This window comes from Nonomuraea coxensis DSM 45129, assembly GCF_019397265.1.
Classification (GTDB): domain Bacteria; phylum Actinomycetota; class Actinomycetes; order Streptosporangiales; family Streptosporangiaceae; genus Nonomuraea; species Nonomuraea coxensis.
The window spans coordinates 4,098,152-4,115,924 of the sequence record NZ_CP068985.1; the positions used below are offsets into that span (position 1 = coordinate 4,098,152).

The window sequence follows — 17,773 nt, forward strand, 5'->3', positions numbered from 1 at the left end:
CGCAAACGTGCACGACGCCACGTCTGTGCTTTCATGGCAAACGTGGCAAGTCCGCTGCAGTACGGTGATCCGCCCCGGCTGGGGCCGTTCGTGGTGCAGGCGCGCCTGCACCAGGCGCCGGCCGGTTTCGTGTACCTGGGCCAGGCGTCCGACGGGCGCGCGGTGTCGCTGGCCGTGCTGACGAGAGGCGCCGCGTTCGACGCCGCGGCGCGCGAGCGGTTCATCACCGCGATCAGGGGCGCGGGGGGCGAGCGCGCGGGCCGGCGTCCCTGGTTCGGGCGGACGGGGCGGCAGCGGACGGCCGTGCTGGACGGGGCGCCCGAGGTGCTGGACAGCCGGCTGGGCAGCGCGCCGTGGGTGGCGGTGCCGTACGTGCCGGGGCGGCCGGGCGCGGAGTGGTTCCTGGAGCCGGTGATGGTGGGCGGGACGCTCATCGGGCATGCGCACGGGCCGGACTTCGTGCCGTACTGGCTGACCGACCGCGCGCCCGCGCTGCCGGGGCCGGTGACGCGGCGGAGGCCGCTGACCGAGACGCGGCGGCGGGTGCTGATGGCGGCGCTGGCGCTGGCGCTGCTGCTGGCCCTGGTGACGGCGATCCTGCTGCTGCTGGTGCTCGGGCGCAGCGACAGCGAGCCGCAGCCGCGGCAGCTGCCGCCGACGGTGTTCGTGCCGACCGCGCCGCCCACGCCGGAGTCGTCCGAGCCGCGGCCGTCGCCGTCGCTGTCGCCGTCGCCGACGGAGAGCGGCCCGCTCACGCCGGGCAGGTCGCCGGGGGACGACAGCGGCGAGGAGTCGCCGCTTTAGTCGTTTGACCCTCACGTGACGTGAGGTCCTAGCGTCCCCGTCATGGAATTCATCGTGCACGACACCTTGACGGCGATGGCAGCCCTGCTGCGGCGGCCCCTGGACGAGCGGCCGGCCGCGGTGGCGGAGATGCTCGGGCCGATGCGCTCGGCCATCCCGATGCCGGGCGACATCGTGGACATCCACCACCAGTCGGGCGGCTTCCGGGTGGACGCCGACGACCCGCGCTACCTGCCCGCCGTCGAGCGGATGATCGAGGCCGACGTGCTCGGCCAGGTGCGGCGGGAGCTGGAGCGCGCCTCCGAGCGGCTGAGCGGGGCCGCGCAGGCCGAGTCGTTGCAGGTCATGTTCGTGCTCGGCAACCCCGACGACGAGAACCTGATGGGACGCTCGGGCGGCTACTACGGCATGGGCGGCTCGCCCGGCTGGCTGTTCCTGCTGGCCTGGCCCGGCGAGGAGGTGATCGGGCGGATCGCGCACTGCGCGGTGCACGAGTTCCACCACAACGTGCGCTTCACGAACGTGGAGTGGAACCCGGTCACGGTGACCGTGGGGGAGCACGTGGTCGCCGAGGGGCTGGCCGAGGCGTTCGTGCGGGAGCTGTCCGGGCCGGAGGCGATGGGGCCGTGGTCGGCGATGGTGACGGGGGAGGAGTTCGACCGGGCGTACGAGCTGATCATGAAGGACTTCGATCTGGAGGGGATGCGGCACACGCCGGCGTACGTGCTGGGCGACGGCGCGATGCGGGCCTTCGGCCAGGAGCCGCGCGGCATTCCGGACATGGCCGGGTACGCGGTGGGGCTGGCGCTGGTGGACCGCGCGCTGGAGGCCACGGGGCTGACGGCCACCGAGGCGACCCTGCTGCCCGCCGCCGAGCTGATGCGGCGCGGCGGCGTGCGCTGACGGGCGTTCACCGGGTCCCCGGCACATCGGCGATTAATTGTCGAGATAAATTCGCCGAGGGTGGAATGCGCTTTTAGAGAAATGCGCCGCCAGCGAAAAGTCTCCGTCATTCGGGAAGTGCGGGACTAGCGTTTTCCGCAGCGATCAACCGCACCAGGAAGGCGACCCTCATGACGGAGACCAAGCACGCGGCCTGGCCGGATCAGCTCGGCCAGCGGCTGCTCAAGGAGCGCATCGTCGTTCTCGGCCAGGAGGTCGACGACGAGATTTGCAACCGGCTGTGCGGGGAGCTCCTTCTGCTGGCAGCCGAGGACCCCAAACGCGACATCACCCTTTACATCAATTCCCCGGGCGGTTCGGTGCAGGCCGGGCTGGCGCTCTACGACATGATGCAGTTCATTCCGTGCGACGTGGCGACGGTCGCGATGGGATTCGCCGCGTCGATGGGACAGGTGATCCTGTCGGCGGGCGCGAAGGGCAAGCGCTACGCGATGCCCAACGCCCGCGTCGTCATGCACCAGCCGCTCGGGGGCATCGGCGGCTCGGCCAGCGACATCCAGATCCAGGCCGAGAACATGCTCTACACCAAGCGGCGGATGGCCGAGATCATCGCGCGGCACACCGGCCAGCCGCTGGAGCGCATCCAGGCCGACTCCGACCGTGACCGGTGGTTCACCGCCCAGGAGGCCCTGGAGTACGGCTTCGTCGACCACATCGCCGAAGGGATGAACTGAGATGAGCGGGCGTTACGTGCTGCCGTCCTTCACCGAGCGCACCTCCTACGGCATCAAGGAGCTCAACCCCTACAACAAGCTGTTCGAGGACCGGGTGGTCTTCCTGGGGGCGCCGATCGACGACACGGTCGCCAACGACGTGATGGCGCAGCTGCTGACGCTGGAGTCCATCGATCCCGACCAGGACATCAGCCTCTACATCAACTCGCCGGGCGGGTCGTTCACGGCGATGACCGCCATCTACGACACGATGCAGTTCGTCCGGCCGGAGATCCACACCGTCTGCATCGGCGAGGCGGCCTCGGCGGCGGCCGTGCTGCTGGCGGCCGGCGCGCCGGGCAAGCGGGCCGCGCTGCCCCACGCGCGGGTGCTGCTGCACGAGCCGCACACCGAGGGCGGGCGCGGTCAGGGCAGCGACCTGGAGATCCACGCCAGGGAGATCCTGCGGATGCGCGACCAGCAGGAGGAGATCCTGGCCCGGCACACGGGGCGGACGACGCTGGAGATCCGCAAGGACATCGAGCGCGACCGGATCTTCACGGCCGAGCAGGCGCGGACGTACCGGCTGGTGGACGACATCTACGCCTCCAGGAAACGGACCCTCGTCCCCACCCGCTAGCCCACTTCCGTCTCCTCAGGGCGGCGTGCCTCCCTCACGGCGCGCCGCCTTCTCCGTGCCGCGCCGGTGGATTTCGTCAGTGAACATGGGTCCATGCAGGATGGCGTCGAACTCGACGAGCCGGACCGTGCCATGGCCGCCGCGCTCCAGCTCCACGGCCGGGCCCCCTGGAGCCTCGTCGCGCGGCTCGTGGGCGCGAGCGAGTCCACCGCCGAACGGCGCGTGGAGTCGCTGGTGCGCCGCGGCTGCCCGCGCTTCCGCACCCTCACCGAGCCCGAGGTGCGATGAGCGCCGCCACCGCCGCCGCGCCGGCCACCCGGCTGACCCCCGCGTAGGGCTTCTCGGCCGGCGGCGAGTTCGGCACCTCCTCGGCGTTCCTCGTCGAGTCGGCGGCGCGCGGCCGGCGCGCCTTCGCCGGCTCCTGGCAGCAGGTGTCGGTCGGCGGCGGCGTGCTCATCGCCTCCGCGCTCGGCTTCGTGCTCACCTCCAGCCTCGACGAGGCGGCGCTGCACGGCTGGGGCTGGCGGGTCGCCTTCGGTCTCGGCGGGCTGCTCGGCCTGGTCGGGCTCTGGCTGCGGGTGTCGGTGCCCGAGACGGAGGCGTTCACCGAGGCCGCCTCCTCCGGCCGCACCCGGGCCGACCCGCTGCGGACGATGCTCCGCGACCACCCGCGCGCCGCGCTGCGCGTGGCCGGGGTGACCGTCGCGGGGACGCTGATCTACTACGTGTGGATCAGCTACATGCCGACCTACGCCCACGTCGCCACCGGCATCCCGCTCAGCCGGGCGCTGCTCGCCAACACCATCGCGGTGGTGATCTTCCTGGTGCTGCTGCCGTTCGGCGGGCTGCTGTCGGACCGGATCGGGCGCAAGCCGACGATGCTGGCCTTCGCGCTCGGGTTCCTGGTGCTGGCCTGGCCGGCGTTCCAGTTCCTGGACGGCGGGTTCGGCTCGCTGCTCGCCATCCAGATCGTCGGCATGGTGCTCATCGTGGGCTACTCGGCCAACTGCGCGGCGATCATGGCCGAGCAGTTCCCCGCCGAGGTGCGCACCACCGGGATCGGGCTGCCGTACGCGCTGTCCGTGGCGGTCTTCGGCGGCACCGACCCGTACGTCATCACCTGGCTGGCCTCCAACGGCCACCGCGACCAGGTCTGGATGTACGTGGCCGCCGCCGCCGCGCTCGTCGGCGTGGCCGTCTATGCCACGATGCCGGAGACCAAGGGCAAGGAGCTGACCTGAGCGAGCACGTGCCGGCGACCGGGTCGGCGGCGACGAGCGGGCCGAGGGGTTCGCCGTGGCCGGGCGGCTGGAGCCGTTCGACGCGTTCGAGCCCGCCGCCTATCTTCCGGAGGCCCCGGAGCGGGTACGTGAAGAGGCGACGGACCGTCTGACGGCATGGCTGCGCACGCAGCCGAAGGACCGCAGCGGCATCTGGCGCGACATCGCCGTCCGCCACCGCCCCGTCGAGGTTCACGACCACTACCGTGCCGTCCTGGCCGACGAGGAGGCCGGACGTGCGCCGAAGGGCGAGGAGCACCTCGCCGCGCTGGAGGACGCCTGATGACCACGCAGAACGAGGCGGCGAACGAGGCGAGCGACGAGGAGGGCGTCGCGGTGAGGCTGCGCGACTGGATCGGCGGGCATCGCGAGGAACTGCTCGCCGACCTGGCCGCGTACGTGTCGCTGGAGACGCCCAGCAACGACAAGGCGCTGCTGGACGCGGGCCTGCACTGGCTCGACGGCTGGCTGGAGGCCAGGATCGGGCCGCCGGCGGCCACCTTCAGGATGGACGGCGGCGCGCACGGCGGGGCCGGCGGGCGCGGCGAGCCCGCCGTGTACGGCGACGCCCGCGTCAACGACTACCCGGGCCGCGGCGAGGCGCCGGTGCTGCTGCTGGCCCACTACGACACGGTCTGGCCCGCCGGGACGCTGGCCGGCTGGCCGTTCACCGTGGACGGCGACCTCGCCACGGGCCCCGGCGCGTTCGACATGAAGGCGGGCCTGGTCCAGCTCGTGTGGGCGCTGCGCGCGCTGGACGCCGCCTGCCTGCCGCGCCCGCCGGTGCGGCTGCTGCTCAACGGCGACGAGGAGATCGGCAGCCCCCTGTCGCGCCCGCTCATCGAGGAGTCCGCCAGGAGCGCCGCCGCGGTGCTCGTCTTCGAGGCGAGCGCGGACGGCATGCTGAAGACGGCGCGCAAGGGCGTCGGCATCTTCCACCTGTCCATCACCGGCGTCGAGGCGCACGCCGGGCTCGAACCCGACAAGGGCGCCAGCGCCATCGACGAGCTGGCCAGGGCCGTGCGCCACCTGCACGACCTCGCCGACCCGGACGCCGGCACCACGCTCAACGTCGGCGTCGTGTCGGGCGGCACCGGCTCCAACGTGGTCGCCGGGGCGGCCCACGCGGAGGTGGACGTCCGGGTGGCCAGCCAGGCGGAGGCCGGCCGGATCGGGGCGGCGCTCGCCACGCTTCGGCCCCACGACGGGCGGGCCTCGTTCGAGGTGCGGGGCGGCTGGAACCGGCCGGTGATGGAGCGCGGCCCCGGCACCGCCCGGCTGTTCGCCCTGGCCCGCGAGGTGGCCGCCGAAATGGGGGTGGAGCTGCGGGAGTGCGCGGTCGGCGGGGCCAGCGACGGCAACTTCGCCGCCGCGCTCGGCGTGCCCGTCCTGGACGGCCTCGGCGCGGTCGGCGAGGGCGCGCACGCCCGTCACGAGTACGTGAGCGTCGCCGGAATGCTGGAACGGTCCGCGCTGACCGCGGGCCTGCTCCACGCCCTGGCCGTGCGCTGATCCGCGGAGGGGCCCCGTCCGGGCCCCTCCGCCACCTGCTGAAGGGGCGCTTGTACACTCTTGGGGTTTCTCGGGGGAAATCGGGGGAGTGGCGCGTGCCGCTGGAGCAGGTCCTGGTGTTGCTCGCCGCGGCGGCGGGCGCCGGCTGGATCGACGCCGTCGTGGGCGGGGGCGGGCTGGTGCAGCTGCCCGCCATCATGATCACGGGACTGCCGCCCGTGGAGGCGATGGCGACCAACAAGCTGTCGTCGGTGTTCGGCACCGCCTCGGCGGCCGTCGCCTACACCCGCTCGGCCAAGCTCGACCGCCGGGTGGCGCTGCCGGGGGCCGGGCTGGCGGTGCTGAGCGCGGGCCTCGGGGCCTGGGCCGCCGCCGCGATCTCCACCGAGGTGCTGCGCCCGGCCGTGATGGTGGTGCTGCTCGGCGTGGCGGCGTTCGTGACGCTGCGGCCCTCGCTCGGCGCCCTTCCGCAGCCGCGGCTGCGGACCGGCCGGCGGGTCGTGACCGCCGTCGTGGTGGCCGGCGTGGTGATCGCCTTCTACGACGGGATCATGGGGCCGGGCACGGGAACGTTCCTCATCATCGCCTTCACCACCATCCTCGGGCTCGACTTCGTCTCCGCCTCGGCCTCCGCGAAGATCATCAACGTCGGGACGAACGTCGGCGCGCTGCTCGTCTTCGGCGCGCAGGGGCACGTGCAGTGGGCGCTCGGGCTCGGCATGGCGGTGTGCAACATCGCCGGCGCCCAGCTCGGCGCGCGGATGGCGATCAGACGCGGCGCGGCCTTCGTCCGGATCGTGCTGCTGTGCGTGGTGGTCGCGATGGTGGCGAGGCTGGGCTGGCAGCAGTTCGCCGGCTGACACCCCGGCCCGCCGTACTTTCCCCATGAACGCCGCGAAAGGCGGCAATACAATGGAATGGTGCGTGCCAGCCGGTTGCTCTCGCTGCTCCTGCTCCTGCAGACGCGGGGCCGCATGACCGCGCCCGAGCTGGCCGCCGAGCTGGAGGTGTCCGTCCGCACCGTCTACCGCGACGTCGAGGCGCTGTCGGCGGCGGGCGTGCCCGTCTACGCCGACCGCGGGCCCGCTGGCGGCTACCAGCTCCTCGACGGCTACCGCACCCGGCTCAACGGCCTGACCGCCGAGGAGGCGTCCTCGCTGTTCCTGGCCGGGCTGCCGGGACCGGCCGCCGAGCTGGGGCTGGCCGACGTCGTCGCCACCGCCGAGCTGAAACTCCTGGCCGCGCTGCCGCCCGAGCCGCGCTCCCACGCCGCGCGCATGCGCGAGCGGTTCCTGCTGGACGTGCCGAGCTGGTACCGCTCCGGCGACGACGTGCCGTACCTCGGCGAGGTCGCCGAGGCCGTGTGGGACCAGCGGCCGATCCACATCACCTACCGGCGGTGGGGTCAGAAGGAGGTCGACCGGGTGGTCCACCCCTACGGGCTGGTGCTCAAGGGCGGCTCCTGGTACCTCGTGGCCGCGCCGCCCGGCGGCTCGCCCCGCACCTACCGGGTCGCGCGGGTGCTGACGCTGGAGACGCTGCCCGGCCACTTCCAGCCGCCCGAGGGCTTCGAGCTGGCCACGTTCTGGGCCGGCTACGCCAAGGAGTTCCGCGAGCGGATGTACACCGCCGAGTGCGTCGTCAAGCTCGCGCCCGGCCGGGGGGAACTGCTGGCGTACACGCTGGGCCGCGACGTCGTCGAGGCCGCGCTCGCCGCCGCCGGCGAGCCCGACCCCGAGGGCTGGCTCACGCTCACCCTGCCGGTCGAGTCGATCACGCACGCACGCTGGCTGCTGCTGCGCATGGGCGCCGACGTCGAGGTGCTGGAGCCGCCCGAGCTGCGGGCCCTCATGCGCGAGGCCGTCGCCGAGCTGCACAAGCTCTACGGCTGACGGCGCCCCGGGGAAAACGGCGGCGCGCGGCGCCCCGGCTCTGTCACGATGCCCGCCATGTACCTTCTCGCGTTCGCCGGCGCGTGCGTCCTGGTCGCCATGGCCCCCGGGGCCAGCACCGCCGTCATCCTGCGCCAGACCATCCGCTCCGGCCGCGGCGGCGGCCTCGCGGCCACCCTCGGCAACGAGACCGGCATCCTGCTGCAGGGCCTGGCCGCCGCGTTCGGGCTGTCGTTCCTGCCGCGGTTCGTCCTCGCAGGGTAGGCCCGGCCCGCCACCCTCGTCACCCTCGCCCCGCCGACTGGCTCGGCCGGCCGGCGGTGCGCCGCCGCCTGGAGCGGATCTCCGGCGTGGTCCTCATCGGGCTCGGCGTGCGGCTGGTCGCCGAGTCCCGCTGACGACCGGTCTGGACTACCTTGGGTGCATGACCGACGACCTGGCGACCCTGATGCGGCAGACGCAGGACGACGACCCCCTGCTGGCCCTGCGGGCCACCACCGCGCTGCGCCGCGAGCTCGAACGCCTGGAGGCCGTCCAGGTCCGCCGGGCCCGCGTCGCCGGGCTCGCCTGGTCGCAGATCGCCGACGCGATCGGCGTCAGCAAGCAGGCCGTCCACAAGAAGTACGGCCGCCGCTGACCGTCTTCCCCCTCACCGGGCCGCGCTCTGGGCCGCCACCAGGCGGGCGTACCCGCCGCGCAGGGCCAGCAGTTCCTCGTGCGTGCCGCGCTCCACGACCCGCCCCCGGTCCACCACCAGGATGAGATCGGCGTCGCGGACCGTGCTCAGGCGGTGGGCGATGACGATCCTCGTCTGCGCCAGCCGGCCCAGATTCGCCTCGATGGCGGCCTCCGTGGCGCTGTCGAGATTGCTGGTGGCCTCGTCCAGCAGCAGCACCTTGGGCCGCGGCAGCACCGCGCGGGCCAGGGCGAGACGCTGGCGCTGGCCGCCCGACAGCCCGCCGCCGTCGGTGAGCATCGTCTCGTACCCCATCGGCATGGCCATCACCTCCTCGTGCAGTGCGGCCAGGCGGGCCGCGGCCACCACCCGCTCCAGGGGCGCGGCGGGGTCGTTCAGCGCGATGTTCTCCCTGATCGAGCCGTTGAACAGGGACGGGTCCTGGGTGACCACGCCGAACTGGCGGCGCAGCGTACTCAGGTTCAGCTCACCGGCGGGGACGCCGTCGTAGCGGATCTCGCCCTCCACCGGCAGGTGCAGCGCCAGCAGCAGCCGGGCGAGCGTCGTCTTGCCCGAGCCGGACGCCCCCACCAGCGCCACCTTCTGCCCCGGCCTGATGGCGACCGAGACGTCCCGCACCGTCCACGGGCCGCGCGGATCGTGACGGAAGCTCACCCCGCGCAGCTCGATCGCGCCGCGCAGCCGCAGCACCTCGATGCCCTCGCTCGGCTCCGGCTCCGACGCCAGGATGTCCGACAGCCGGTCGAAGTGCGCGCCCGCCTGCTGCAGGCTCTGCAACCCCGTCATGAGGGAGCCGAGCGGGGTCAGCGCGGCCAGGGCGATGGCGTTGAGCGCGATGAGCGCGCCCACCGTGAGCTGCCCGTCGAGCACCCGCCAGGCGCCCAGCCACAGCAGCCCGAGCGGCGCCATCACCCGGATCGCCGCCAGCGACGACTCCAGCAGCCCCCGGGTCAGCCCGGTGCGCACGTCCGCGTCGACCTGCCGGGCGAAGTACGCCGACCACTGCTCCACCGCCCGGCGCTCCGCCCCCGACGCCTTCAGCGTCTCGATCCCGTTGATCGTCTGGATGAGGCTGCCCTGCGAGGCCGCCAGCGCGTTCAGCTCCTGCCGGGTCAGCGTGGCCACCCGGCGGGCGGTGGCCAGCATGAGGACCGTCTGCACCACCGCCACCCCGGTCAGCGCCAGCCCGAAGACCGGGTCCCACAGGTAGACCACCACCAGGTAGCCGACCGCGAGCGGCCCGTCCAGCAGCGCCGCCACCACCTGGCTGGTGAGGATGTCGCCGAGCTGCGACACGCTGGCCGCCCGCGTCACCAGGTCGCCCTTGCCGCGCTGGGTGAAGTACCGGTACGGCAGCGCCACCAGATGCTTGACCACCCCCTCGGTCAGCTCCTGGTCGGCCCGCGCCCGCACCGCCACCAGCAGCGCGCTGCGCAGGTACCCGATCGCGAGCTGGGCCGCGCCCGCCAGCAGCACCGCGCCGCCCAGCAGCGTCAGCACCTCCACGCCCCGCGACGGGACGATCAGGTCCAGCAGGAGCTGGGAGAACAGCGGCAGCGCCAGCCCGAGCACCTGCAGCAGCAGCGAGGCCGCCACGATCTGCGCCAAGAGGCCCTTGCGCCGCCGGAACAGCGTCCGGACGAACTCCCTGCGCCATGCGCTCGCCATCGACGTCGTGCCGCGCTCGAAGCCCTCGCCGGGCTCGAACACCAGCAGCACGCCGGTGAACCCGGCGTCGAACTCCTCGGCGGTCATCCTGCGCCGGCCCGACGCCGGGTCCACGACGTCCACGCGGTCCGGCGACCAGCGCTCCACCACCACGAAGTGGCTGAACTCCCAGTGCGCGACCGCCGGGAGCGGCACCCGGGCCAGGTCCTCGGGGGCCAGGGAGAAGGCGCGGGCCTTCAGCCCGTGCTCGCGGGCGCCGTCCACGATGGCCTTGGCGCTCAGGCCGTCCCTGCCGACCTGGAGGCGTTCGGCGACCTCGTGGAGGGTGATGCGGCGGCCGTGGTGGCACAGCACCATCGCCAGGCAGGCGGCGCCGCACTCGGTGGTGGTGTTCTGCAGGATGACGGGCAGGCGGCGGATCACGCGGCGGCTCCCGCCGCGCGCAGGGTCAGCACGGTGAGGACGACGGCGGCCGCCAGGATCGCCGTCACGACCAGCCACAGCACGAGGAACGACGGGCCGCTCACCGTGGGCCCCGTCCCGGCGGGACCTCTGCCGGCGGCCCTCCTCCGCAACGCCGCCTCACGGTAGATCCCCCGGCCTCCCGGCGCCGAGCCCGCGGGCCGGTGCCCGCCGGCTCCAGGCCGCGCGCCTTGAGGGGCGGGCTGCGGGCCCCAAGGAGCGGGGACCGGAGCAGGGGGAGAGGGCGGCGGGGCCGCGAGGGGCGGGGTCGCAAGTGGCGGGTTCGCGAGGGGCGGGGCCGCGAGTGGCGGGTTCGCGAAGGGCGGGGCCGAGGGTGGTGGGGCCGGGGACGGCGGGGCCGTGTGGCGCAGGGGGCGCGTGGCGTCGTACGGGTCGCTCATGCCCAGTGCCATTCGACCGAGGCGGACGCGCGCCGCTCCGCCAGCCATCGCCCGAACGCCGCCCGCCCCGCCGCCGCCAGCGTCTCAGGGTCGTCCTCCACGGCGGTCCTGGACAGCACGGCCCCGGTCAGGAACCCCGAGGCGGGCGGCGGCCCCAGGGGCACCGGTCCCACGACGTCCCCCGGCGCAGCGCCGCGCAGCGCCTCGGGCAGCTCGTGCTCCCGGCGGGTGCCGACCGTCACCACCGCCTCCTCGTACGCCGCCGCCGCGCCCGCCAGCTCACCGGCGCCTCCCGCGACGACCTTCTCCGGCCCGGTCACCCAGATCGCCCGGACCCGCGCGAAGTCCGCGCGGTGCGCCGCCAGGTGCCCGGGGGCCAGCTCGGCCTCCTTGCCGGCGCGGAAGCGCCGCCGCCGGGCGATCCCGCCGAGGTAGGACTCGAACTGCTCGCCCGACATGCCCGCCGCCGCCATCCAGGCCAGCGTGGCCGCCCGGTCGTGCAGCCCGCGCCCCCGCCGGAAGGCGTCCGCCGTCGCCTGCAGCTCCGCCGCGCTCACGGGCGCGCCGTCGTCGCCGGCCTCCTCAAGGGCCGCGGCCAGCAGGCACTGGTCCACGATCTCCTGGTACGGCGAGACATCACCCCTCGACAGCGTCCGCAGCATGGTCAGCGCCTGGGACACCGACACGTGCACCCCGTCCACGCTGACGAGCTGCCCGGCCGCCCAGTGCGTCGAGTGGTCGACCAGCCACGGCACCCCGTCCTCGGCGGGCGCGGTCACGGCCACGGTCCCGCCGCCGGGGTGGTCGAGGAGCAGGTCGTAGTCCACCACCGGCGTCCCCGGCCGCTCGTCCACGACGAGCTGCGCCGCGACCGCCGGATGCCGCGCCGCCCAGTCGCGGGCCGCGGCCCGCGCGGCGGGTACGGCGGAGCGGCGGCGCGGCAGCGAGCGCAGCAGCTCCACGCCCGACTCCAGGGCCTGCGCGAACGCGCTTCCCGTCACGGTTTCCCTCCATCCATCAGCCAGGCCGCGATCGCGTCGCTGACCGGCAGCCCGGCCCACAGTTCGACGAACCCCCACGCGCCGTTGGAGTTCAGCTCCAGGAACACGTACTCGCCGCCGGGCGTGACGATGAGGTCCAGGGCGGCGTAGGTGAGGCCGACGTCGGCGACCAGCTCGGCGCAGCGCCGCGCCACGCCTTCCGGCAGCTCGTGCGGCCCGTACCTGACGCGGTCGTTGTCGTAGTGCCGCCAGTCGTCCCGCGCCGTGGCGGAGCCGGAGACGTCGATCTCGGCCGCGAGCACCCGCTCGCCGACCACGATGACGCGCAGCTCGACGGCCTTGTCCACGTACGGCTGCAGGATGACGGGCTCGTGCCGCAGCCGGTGCCGCGAGGTCAGGTGCCGCCGCCCGACCACGGTCGTGTACGCCCGGTGCGGTTCGCCGTCGACCCTGAACCGCTCGGCCGCGATCTGCTTGGCCACCAGCCGCCCGCCCGCCGCCTCGTACGCGGGCGCGAGCCGCGCCGGGTCGTTCGTGTAGATCGTGTCGGGCACGGCGAAGCCGAGGGCGGCGGCGCGCGCCAGGTGGAAGACCTTGTTGTGCGCGCGCAGCTCGTCGGCGCGGGTGCCGGGCAGCCAGCGGGCGCCGAGCAGGCTCCACACGCCGTCGAGCAGGACCTCGGACTGCAGCCGGGCGTGCTCCCTGTGGCTGTCCTCGGTCACCTCCGCGGCCGGTCGCGGCCCGCTCGGCCGGCTGCGCCACACCGCGGTGACCTCCGACAGGTCCACGGTGTGCTCGCCGGTGTCGAGGAGCAGCCGCCGCCGGCCGCCGGCCAGCTCCGCGGTGATCCGGCTCGCGCCGGGGAAGTCGCCGTTGTCCCACCAGAGCACGGGTACGCCGGGCCCGTCGTCGCCGAGCAGCCGGGCACCGCGCCGCAGCAGCGCGCCCAGCACCCTCTCGGCGGCGCCGTCCCCGCGCGCGCTCATGATCATTATCACTGCCGGTCCCGTCCAGAACGTCCTCGCGAAAAGAGCGCGGCAGGACGTCGCCGTCCTGCCGCGCGGTTCAGCTATCGGCTCTCGCCGGATCTCAGATCAGCCACCACTCGTAGGGCACGTCGTCGAGGGTCCAGGCGCTGGCGACCCACTCCTTGCGCCGGCCGCCGCCGACCTCGCCCATCTCGGCCTGCGAGAGCTCGGCCCCCTCGAACGGCAGATCGTCGATCGTGATCTTCGACATGTCTCACTCTCCTGGCCGCGTCACCGCGCGGCCCTTCGGTTTCCCCCGGCGCCCATGGCGGGCGCCGGCAGTCCCGAACATTAGGGAGAGCCACTTGGAAGCCACTTGTGATCCACTACCGCCGGGGTGTCAGTGGCCGCCGTGGACCTGGCGGTAGCGGGAGGGCGCGATGCCGTACCTCGTGGTGAACGCCTGGCGGAGGGTTTCGGCCGAGCCGAAGCCGCAGCGGGCCGCGACGGCCGGCATCGGCAGGGAGGTGCCGGCCAGCAGGTGGGCGGCGGCCTCCAGGCGGGCGTGCTTGACGTACTGGGCGGGCGTGCGGCCGAGGTGGGTGAGGAACAGCCGGGTCAGGTGCCGGACGCTGATCCCCGCGCGGGCGGCGAGCGCGGCGGCGGACAGGTCGCCGTCCAGGCCGGCGAGGACGTGCTCGACCACGCCGCGCACCACGTCGTTGCCGGGCGGGGGAGCGGCGGTGAAGATGCTCATCTGCGCCTGGTTGCCGGGCCGCTGCAGGTAGATCACCAGGTGGCGGGCGATCAGCCGGGCCATCTCGGCGCCGTGGTCCTCCTCGATCAGCGCGATCGACAGGTCCAGCGCGCTGGTGACGCCGGCCGAGGTGATGAGGTTGCCGTCCCTGATGTAGATGGGGTCGGGGTCCACGGTCACCTCCGGGTGGCGGGCGGCCATGTCGGCGGCGTAGCGCCAGTGGGTGGTGGCCCGCCGCCCGTCGAGCAGGCCGGCGGCGGCCAGGATGCCCGAGCCGGTGCAGATGGAGGCGACGCGGCGGCTCTCGCGGGCCAGGCGGCGTACGTGGGCGACGATCAGCGGGTTGGCGGCGGCCTTCTCGTGCCCGAGCCCGCCGGAGACGAGCACGGTGTCGAACGGGCCGGTGGCCCGCTCCAGCGGGTGACCGCCCTCAAGGCTGAGCCCCCCGGGCAGGCGGATGGGGCGCCCGCCCGGGGTCAGCAACTCCGTGCGGTACGGGACGCGGGCGCGCCCGTACTCGCTGACCATGCCGAGGCTGGTGGTGACGCAGGCGATGTCGATCAGTTCGGCGCCGTCGTAGCCGACGACCGCGACCCTGCGCACATCCATACGACGAATCTAGTTCGCTTTCCCGGCGGAGGCGGCCTCCAGCACCCGCCGGTCGCCGGCTGCACGACCCCAGGGCGCCCCCGTCCCTCGGGAAGGGACGGGGGCGTGAGGCGGGTCCGGTCAGGCGTCTCCGGGGTGGTGCTGGTCGTCGGAGCGGGCCAGGGCCGGGACCTTGCGCGGGTCGCCGGGCTCGCCGTCGGCCCGCCGGCCGAGGCGGCTCGGCCACCAGGCCCGGCCGCCGAGCTCCCGCACCAGCGCGGGCACCAGCAGCGACCGCACCACCAGGGTGTCGAGCAGCACGCCGAACGCGACGATGAACGCGATCTGCACCAGGAAGGACAGCGGGATCACCACCAGCGCGGCGAAGGTGGCGGCCAGCACCACGCCCGCCGAGGTGATCACGCCGCCGGTGGTGACCAGGCCGCGCAGCACGCCCTCCCGCGGCCCGTGCCGCTCGGTCTCCTCGCGTACGCGGGACATGAGGAAGATGTTGTAGTCCACGCCGAGCGCGACCAGGAAGACGAACCCGTAGAGGGGGACGGAGGCGTCGCTGCCGGTGAAGCCGAACAGGTGCGTGAAGACCAGCGCCGAGACGCCGAGCGTGGCGAGGAAGTTCAGCGCCACCGTGGCCACCAGGAGCAGCGGCATCACCAGCGAGCGCAGCAGGAGGATCAGGATGAGCAGGATGATCACCAGCACCACGGGGACGATGACCAGCGTGTCCTCGCGCGCGGTGTCGGTCGTGTCGAGGCGCTGCGCCGTGTAGCCGCCGACGAGGGTGCCCTGCTCGCGGTCGAGGGCGGCGCGCAGGCGGGCGACCGTGTCCAGGGCGGCGTCGCTGTCGGGCGCGTCGCGCAGGGTGGCCTCCACGAGCACCTTGCCGTCCACCACCGTGGGGGCGCCGCCCGGCCGGCCGCCCGCGCTGACCGCCGCCGCCTCGGAGACTCCTCTGACGGCCTCGGCCGCGGCCACCACCTCCCCGGCCCGTTCGGCCGGGGCGACGATGACGGCCGGCTGGCCCGACCCGCCGGGGAAGTGCTCGCTGAGCGCCGCCTGGGCGGCCACCGAGGGGGTCTCGCCGACGAAGGTCTCGTCGAGGGGCACGCCCCGCGCCTCCAGCTGCGGCGCGAGCAGGGCGAGCGCGGCCAGGGGCAGGACGGTGGCGACCCAGAGCCGGCGTGGGCGGCGGTCCACCCAGCCGGCGACGCGGTTCCAGATCCCGCTCGCCCCGGTCTCCGCCGAGCGCGGTTTGGCCGGCCACAGGGCGGCCCGGCCCAGCAGGACGAGGGCGGCGGGCAGGAACGTCAGCGCGCTGAGCGCGGCGCAGGCGATGCCGATCGCGCCGACCGGGCCGAGGGCCTTGTTGTTGGTCAGGTTGCTGAGCAGCAGCGCCAGCAGGCCGAGGGCGACCGTGGCGGCGCTGGCGAGGATCGGCTCGATCGAGCGCCGCAGCGCCACCCGGCCGGCGGCGTAGCGGTCGCGGCCGGCGGCCAGCTCCTCGCGGAAGCGGGCGGTCAGCAGCAGCGCGTAGTCGGTGGCCGCGCCGATCACCAGGATGGACAGGATGCCCTGGACCTGGCCGTCGACGCGGACGATGTCGCGGTCGGCCAGGACGTACACGACGGCGCAGGCCAGGCCGAGCGCGAAGACCGCGCCGACGATGATGACCAGCGGCAGCAGCACGCTCCGGTACACCGCGAGCAGGATGACCAGCACGGTCACCAGCGCGACCAGGAGCAGCAGCCCGTCGATGCCGGCGAAGGCGCCGGCGAGGTCGGCGCGCGAGGCGGCCGGCCCGGCGAGCTGCGTCTTCAGCCCGTCCACGGCCACCGCGTCGCCGATGCGGTCGAGGGCGTCGCGGAGGTCGGAGCCGGGGAGCTCGGGGTTGAGCTGGACGACGCCCTGCAGCGCGCGTCTGTCGTCGGAGGGGAAGGCGGGGGAGGGCGTGCCGACGACGTCCCGCGCGCCCTTCAGCGCGGCGATCGCCTGGGTGGCGGCGGCCTGCTGCGCCTCGGTGACGGTGGCCTCAGTCCCGCCGGCGGTCCACACCACGATGACCGGCTGCGCCTCGCCCTGCCGGAACTTCTCCTGTTCCTCCAGCACCCGCGTGGACTCCGCGCTCTGGGGCAGGAAGGCGGCCTGGTCGTTCGTGGACACCTCGCCCAGCTTGCCGGCGAACGGCCCGAGGCCGCCGCCCACCGCCAGCCAGACCAGCACCAGCAGTGCCGGGACGAGCCAGCGGACATGTCGCCGCGCCATGGCGATCACCCTTCCGTCACGACATGTAACTCAATCACTAAGTCTCTCAATAATTGAATTAATGTAGCATGGGCGCATGAACGGCGACACCAAGGGGGGCGGCGAGGATCTCGGGCTCCAGAGCTTCGCGGCGCGGCTGCGCCGCATGACGGCCGAGTTCAACCGCATCGCCCACGAGTTCGCCAACGAGCACGGGCTGCACACGACCGACGTCCAAGCCCTGATCATCATCTACGACTCGCCGACGCCGATCACCCCGAGCCGCCTGCGCGACGAGCTCAACCTCACCTCGGGCGCGGTCACGGCCTGCCTCGACCGGCTGGAGCGGGCCGGGCACATCCGCCGCGCGCGCGACGCGCACGACCGCCGCGTGATCCACCTGCATTACCTCGCCGCCGCCCAGGAGTTCGCCGCCGCGTTCTTCCGGCCGCTCGGCCGCAGCACCGGCAACGCGCTGGCCCGCTTCAACCCCGACGAACTCCGCACCGTGGCCGCCTTCCTCGACGCCATGAACGAGGAGCTCACCCTGCTGCGCTCGGCGCCCCGCTCCCGCTGACCCTGCTCTCTGCCCTGCTCTTCGAGTACGGAGGCGCGGACGGTTGCATCCGGCGCCGGATCAGCGCGGGACCAGCGGGCGGGCCGTCGGGCGGATGCGGCGGGCGCGGTGGGCGGCCAGCTCCCTGACGATGTCCGTACGCGGCAGCCCGCGCGGCGGGACGTCCTTCCCCGCGGCCATCAGGTCCGCGTACAGACGCCGGCCCTTCGCGCGCACGGTCTCGGCGTAGCCGGGATCGACGAGGTCCAGCAGCGCGGCGCCGAGCATCCACCGCGAGCGCCACCGCGCGACGGCGAGACCGCGTTCGGCGGAGGTGGTGGCCGCCTGGAGGTCGGCGCGCAGGTCGCCGACGGCGGCGATGAGATCTTGGGTCGCCCGGCGGGCGTGCTCCTGGCGCGCCGCGTGCGCCCGGGACCGCCAGCCGATCGCGAACGTCGCCACCGCGCACACGGCCAGCGCCACGACCCCCGCCACCGGGGTGCCCGCCACCGGGATCCCGGCCCCGCCCCACGCGGCCGCCGTGTCCGCCCCCACGCCCGTCCAGGTGATGTCTGCACGCATGTTCGGAACCTACGGCCTGCGGCCTCAACAGTGGATCAAGCGCACGTGAGAAAACGATCAACTTACCGGCGCGGCAAGATCCGGGCCGCC

General features: G+C 74.0%; 20 protein-coding genes and 1 pseudogene. 13 read left to right on the forward strand and 8 right to left on the reverse strand.

Annotation, left to right across the window (positions count from 1 at the left end):
* Nucleotides 1-33: 33 nt before the first annotated feature.
* From Nocox_RS19170 to Nocox_RS19190, 5 genes are all read left to right on the forward strand, one after another.
* Complete coding sequence (locus Nocox_RS19170) at nt 34-804, forward strand: hypothetical protein (RefSeq protein WP_026213664.1); 771 nt, start codon at nt 34-36, stop codon at nt 802-804.
* Nucleotides 805-846: 42 nt separating this feature from the next.
* On the forward strand, nt 847-1,707 hold the full coding sequence (locus Nocox_RS19175; RefSeq protein WP_020539783.1) for a DUF2268 domain-containing putative Zn-dependent protease: 861 nt from the start codon (nt 847-849) through the stop codon (nt 1,705-1,707).
* Between the two features lie 170 nt (nt 1,708-1,877).
* Entirely contained in the window at nt 1,878-2,441 is a 564-nt protein-coding gene (locus tag Nocox_RS19180) for a ClpP family protease (RefSeq protein WP_020539782.1), read from the forward strand.
* Between the two features lies 1 nt (nt 2,442).
* The gene (locus Nocox_RS19185) at nt 2,443-3,060 is read left to right on the forward strand and encodes an ATP-dependent Clp protease proteolytic subunit (protein WP_020539781.1); all 618 of its coding nucleotides are present in this window, start codon (nt 2,443-2,445) and stop codon (nt 3,058-3,060) included.
* A gap of 93 nt (nt 3,061-3,153) precedes the next feature.
* On the forward strand, nt 3,154-3,348 hold the full coding sequence (locus tag Nocox_RS19190) for an AsnC family transcriptional regulator (RefSeq protein WP_084685149.1): 195 nt from the start codon (nt 3,154-3,156) through the stop codon (nt 3,346-3,348).
* Here the strand turns inward: Nocox_RS19190 and Nocox_RS19195 are convergent.
* On the reverse strand, nt 3,326-3,517 hold the full coding sequence (locus Nocox_RS19195) for a hypothetical protein (RefSeq protein ID WP_020539778.1): 192 nt from the start codon (nt 3,515-3,517) through the stop codon (nt 3,326-3,328). The two genes, Nocox_RS19190 and Nocox_RS19195, sit on opposite strands and share 23 nt — an antisense overlap.
* Here Nocox_RS19195 and Nocox_RS19200 point away from each other — a divergent pair.
* From Nocox_RS19200 to Nocox_RS19230, 7 genes and pseudogenes are all read left to right on the forward strand, one after another.
* Nucleotides 3,456-4,301, forward strand: a pseudogene (locus tag Nocox_RS19200) (MFS transporter); the annotation flags it as partial. The gene Nocox_RS19195 and the pseudogene Nocox_RS19200 sit on opposite strands and share 62 nt — an antisense overlap.
* A gap of 55 nt (nt 4,302-4,356) precedes the next feature.
* Nucleotides 4,357-4,623, forward strand: a complete 267-nt coding sequence (locus Nocox_RS19205; protein WP_020539776.1) for a hypothetical protein — start codon at nt 4,357-4,359, stop codon at nt 4,621-4,623.
* Nucleotides 4,623-5,852: a M20 family metallopeptidase gene (locus Nocox_RS19210; protein ID WP_020539775.1), complete on the forward strand. Its 1,230-nt coding sequence runs from the start codon at nt 4,623-4,625 to the stop codon at nt 5,850-5,852. Before Nocox_RS19205 ends, Nocox_RS19210 begins: the two co-directional genes overlap by 1 nt.
* A gap of 95 nt (nt 5,853-5,947) precedes the next feature.
* On the forward strand, nt 5,948-6,712 hold the full coding sequence (locus Nocox_RS19215; RefSeq protein WP_020539774.1) for a TSUP family transporter: 765 nt from the start codon (nt 5,948-5,950) through the stop codon (nt 6,710-6,712).
* Between the two features lie 57 nt (nt 6,713-6,769).
* Nucleotides 6,770-7,744, forward strand: a complete 975-nt coding sequence (locus tag Nocox_RS19220; RefSeq protein WP_020539773.1) for a helix-turn-helix transcriptional regulator — start codon at nt 6,770-6,772, stop codon at nt 7,742-7,744.
* A 57-nt stretch (nt 7,745-7,801) separates the two neighbouring features.
* The gene (locus tag Nocox_RS43105; RefSeq protein WP_033407462.1) at nt 7,802-8,008 is read left to right on the forward strand and encodes a hypothetical protein; all 207 of its coding nucleotides are present in this window, start codon (nt 7,802-7,804) and stop codon (nt 8,006-8,008) included.
* A 160-nt stretch (nt 8,009-8,168) separates the two neighbouring features.
* Entirely contained in the window at nt 8,169-8,381 is a 213-nt protein-coding gene (locus tag Nocox_RS19230; RefSeq protein ID WP_020539771.1) for a hypothetical protein, read from the forward strand.
* Between the two features lie 12 nt (nt 8,382-8,393).
* On the opposite strand, the gene Nocox_RS19235 is transcribed toward Nocox_RS19230, so the two are convergent.
* From Nocox_RS19235 to Nocox_RS19260, 6 genes are all read right to left on the reverse strand, one after another.
* Nucleotides 8,394-10,532, reverse strand: a complete 2,139-nt coding sequence (locus Nocox_RS19235) for a peptidase domain-containing ABC transporter (RefSeq protein WP_020539770.1) — start codon at nt 10,530-10,532, stop codon at nt 8,394-8,396.
* 436 nt (nt 10,533-10,968) lie between these two features.
* Nucleotides 10,969-11,973 carry a TIGR04500 family putative peptide maturation system protein gene (locus Nocox_RS19240; RefSeq protein WP_020539768.1) on the reverse strand — a complete coding sequence of 335 codons (1,005 nt, stop codon included), beginning with the start codon at nt 11,971-11,973 and terminating at the stop codon, nt 10,969-10,971.
* Complete coding sequence (locus Nocox_RS19245; RefSeq protein ID WP_157382696.1) at nt 11,970-12,959, reverse strand: MvdC/MvdD family ATP grasp protein; 990 nt, start codon at nt 12,957-12,959, stop codon at nt 11,970-11,972. The genes Nocox_RS19240 and Nocox_RS19245 overlap by 4 nt, the downstream gene beginning before the upstream one ends.
* A gap of 103 nt (nt 12,960-13,062) precedes the next feature.
* Nucleotides 13,063-13,212 (reverse strand): putative ATP-grasp target RiPP, encoded by a 150-nt coding sequence (locus Nocox_RS19250; RefSeq protein ID WP_020539766.1) that lies wholly within the window; start codon nt 13,210-13,212, stop codon nt 13,063-13,065.
* 129 nt (nt 13,213-13,341) lie between these two features.
* The gene (locus tag Nocox_RS19255) at nt 13,342-14,307 is read right to left on the reverse strand and encodes a GlxA family transcriptional regulator (RefSeq protein WP_020539765.1); all 966 of its coding nucleotides are present in this window, start codon (nt 14,305-14,307) and stop codon (nt 13,342-13,344) included.
* A 120-nt stretch (nt 14,308-14,427) separates the two neighbouring features.
* Nucleotides 14,428-16,566, reverse strand: coding sequence for an MMPL family transporter (locus tag Nocox_RS19260; protein WP_033407552.1), 2,139 nt, complete (start codon nt 16,564-16,566; stop codon nt 14,428-14,430).
* A gap of 76 nt (nt 16,567-16,642) precedes the next feature.
* Here Nocox_RS19260 and Nocox_RS19265 point away from each other — a divergent pair, with 76 nt between their 5' ends.
* Nucleotides 16,643-17,122, forward strand: a complete 480-nt coding sequence (locus Nocox_RS19265; protein WP_020539763.1) for a MarR family winged helix-turn-helix transcriptional regulator — start codon at nt 16,643-16,645, stop codon at nt 17,120-17,122.
* 60 nt (nt 17,123-17,182) lie between these two features.
* On the opposite strand, the gene Nocox_RS19270 is transcribed toward Nocox_RS19265, so the two are convergent.
* A complete protein-coding gene (locus tag Nocox_RS19270) occupies nt 17,183-17,683 on the reverse strand; it encodes a hypothetical protein (protein WP_157382695.1) in 501 nt (166 codons plus the stop codon).
* Between the last annotated feature and the right edge of the window lie 90 nt (nt 17,684-17,773).

Coding starts and splice junctions, on each gene's coding strand:
- Nocox_RS19170 (WP_026213664.1), top strand. CDS start 34: ATGGCAAACGTGGCAAGTCCGCTGCAGTACGGTGATCCGCCCCGGCTG.
- Nocox_RS19175 (WP_020539783.1), top strand. CDS start 847: ATGGAATTCATCGTGCACGACACCTTGACGGCGATGGCAGCCCTGCTG.
- Nocox_RS19180 (WP_020539782.1), top strand. CDS start 1,878: ATGACGGAGACCAAGCACGCGGCCTGGCCGGATCAGCTCGGCCAGCGG.
- Nocox_RS19185 (WP_020539781.1), top strand. CDS start 2,443: ATGAGCGGGCGTTACGTGCTGCCGTCCTTCACCGAGCGCACCTCCTAC.
- Nocox_RS19190 (WP_084685149.1), top strand. CDS start 3,154: ATGCAGGATGGCGTCGAACTCGACGAGCCGGACCGTGCCATGGCCGCC.
- Nocox_RS19195 (WP_020539778.1), bottom strand. CDS start 3,517: ATGAGCACGCCGCCGCCGACCGACACCTGCTGCCAGGAGCCGGCGAAG.
- Nocox_RS19210 (WP_020539775.1), top strand. CDS start 4,623: ATGACCACGCAGAACGAGGCGGCGAACGAGGCGAGCGACGAGGAGGGC.
- Nocox_RS19220 (WP_020539773.1), top strand. CDS start 6,770: ATGGTGCGTGCCAGCCGGTTGCTCTCGCTGCTCCTGCTCCTGCAGACG.
- Nocox_RS43105 (WP_033407462.1), top strand. CDS start 7,802: ATGTACCTTCTCGCGTTCGCCGGCGCGTGCGTCCTGGTCGCCATGGCC.
- Nocox_RS19230 (WP_020539771.1), top strand. CDS start 8,169: ATGACCGACGACCTGGCGACCCTGATGCGGCAGACGCAGGACGACGAC.
- Nocox_RS19245 (WP_157382696.1), bottom strand. CDS start 12,959: ATGAGCGCGCGCGGGGACGGCGCCGCCGAGAGGGTGCTGGGCGCGCTG.
- Nocox_RS19250 (WP_020539766.1), bottom strand. CDS start 13,212: ATGTCGAAGATCACGATCGACGATCTGCCGTTCGAGGGGGCCGAGCTC.
- Nocox_RS19255 (WP_020539765.1), bottom strand. CDS start 14,307: ATGGATGTGCGCAGGGTCGCGGTCGTCGGCTACGACGGCGCCGAACTG.
- Nocox_RS19260 (WP_033407552.1), bottom strand. CDS start 16,566: ATGGCGCGGCGACATGTCCGCTGGCTCGTCCCGGCACTGCTGGTGCTG.
- Nocox_RS19265 (WP_020539763.1), top strand. CDS start 16,643: ATGAACGGCGACACCAAGGGGGGCGGCGAGGATCTCGGGCTCCAGAGC.
- Nocox_RS19270 (WP_157382695.1), bottom strand. CDS start 17,683: ATGCGTGCAGACATCACCTGGACGGGCGTGGGGGCGGACACGGCGGCC.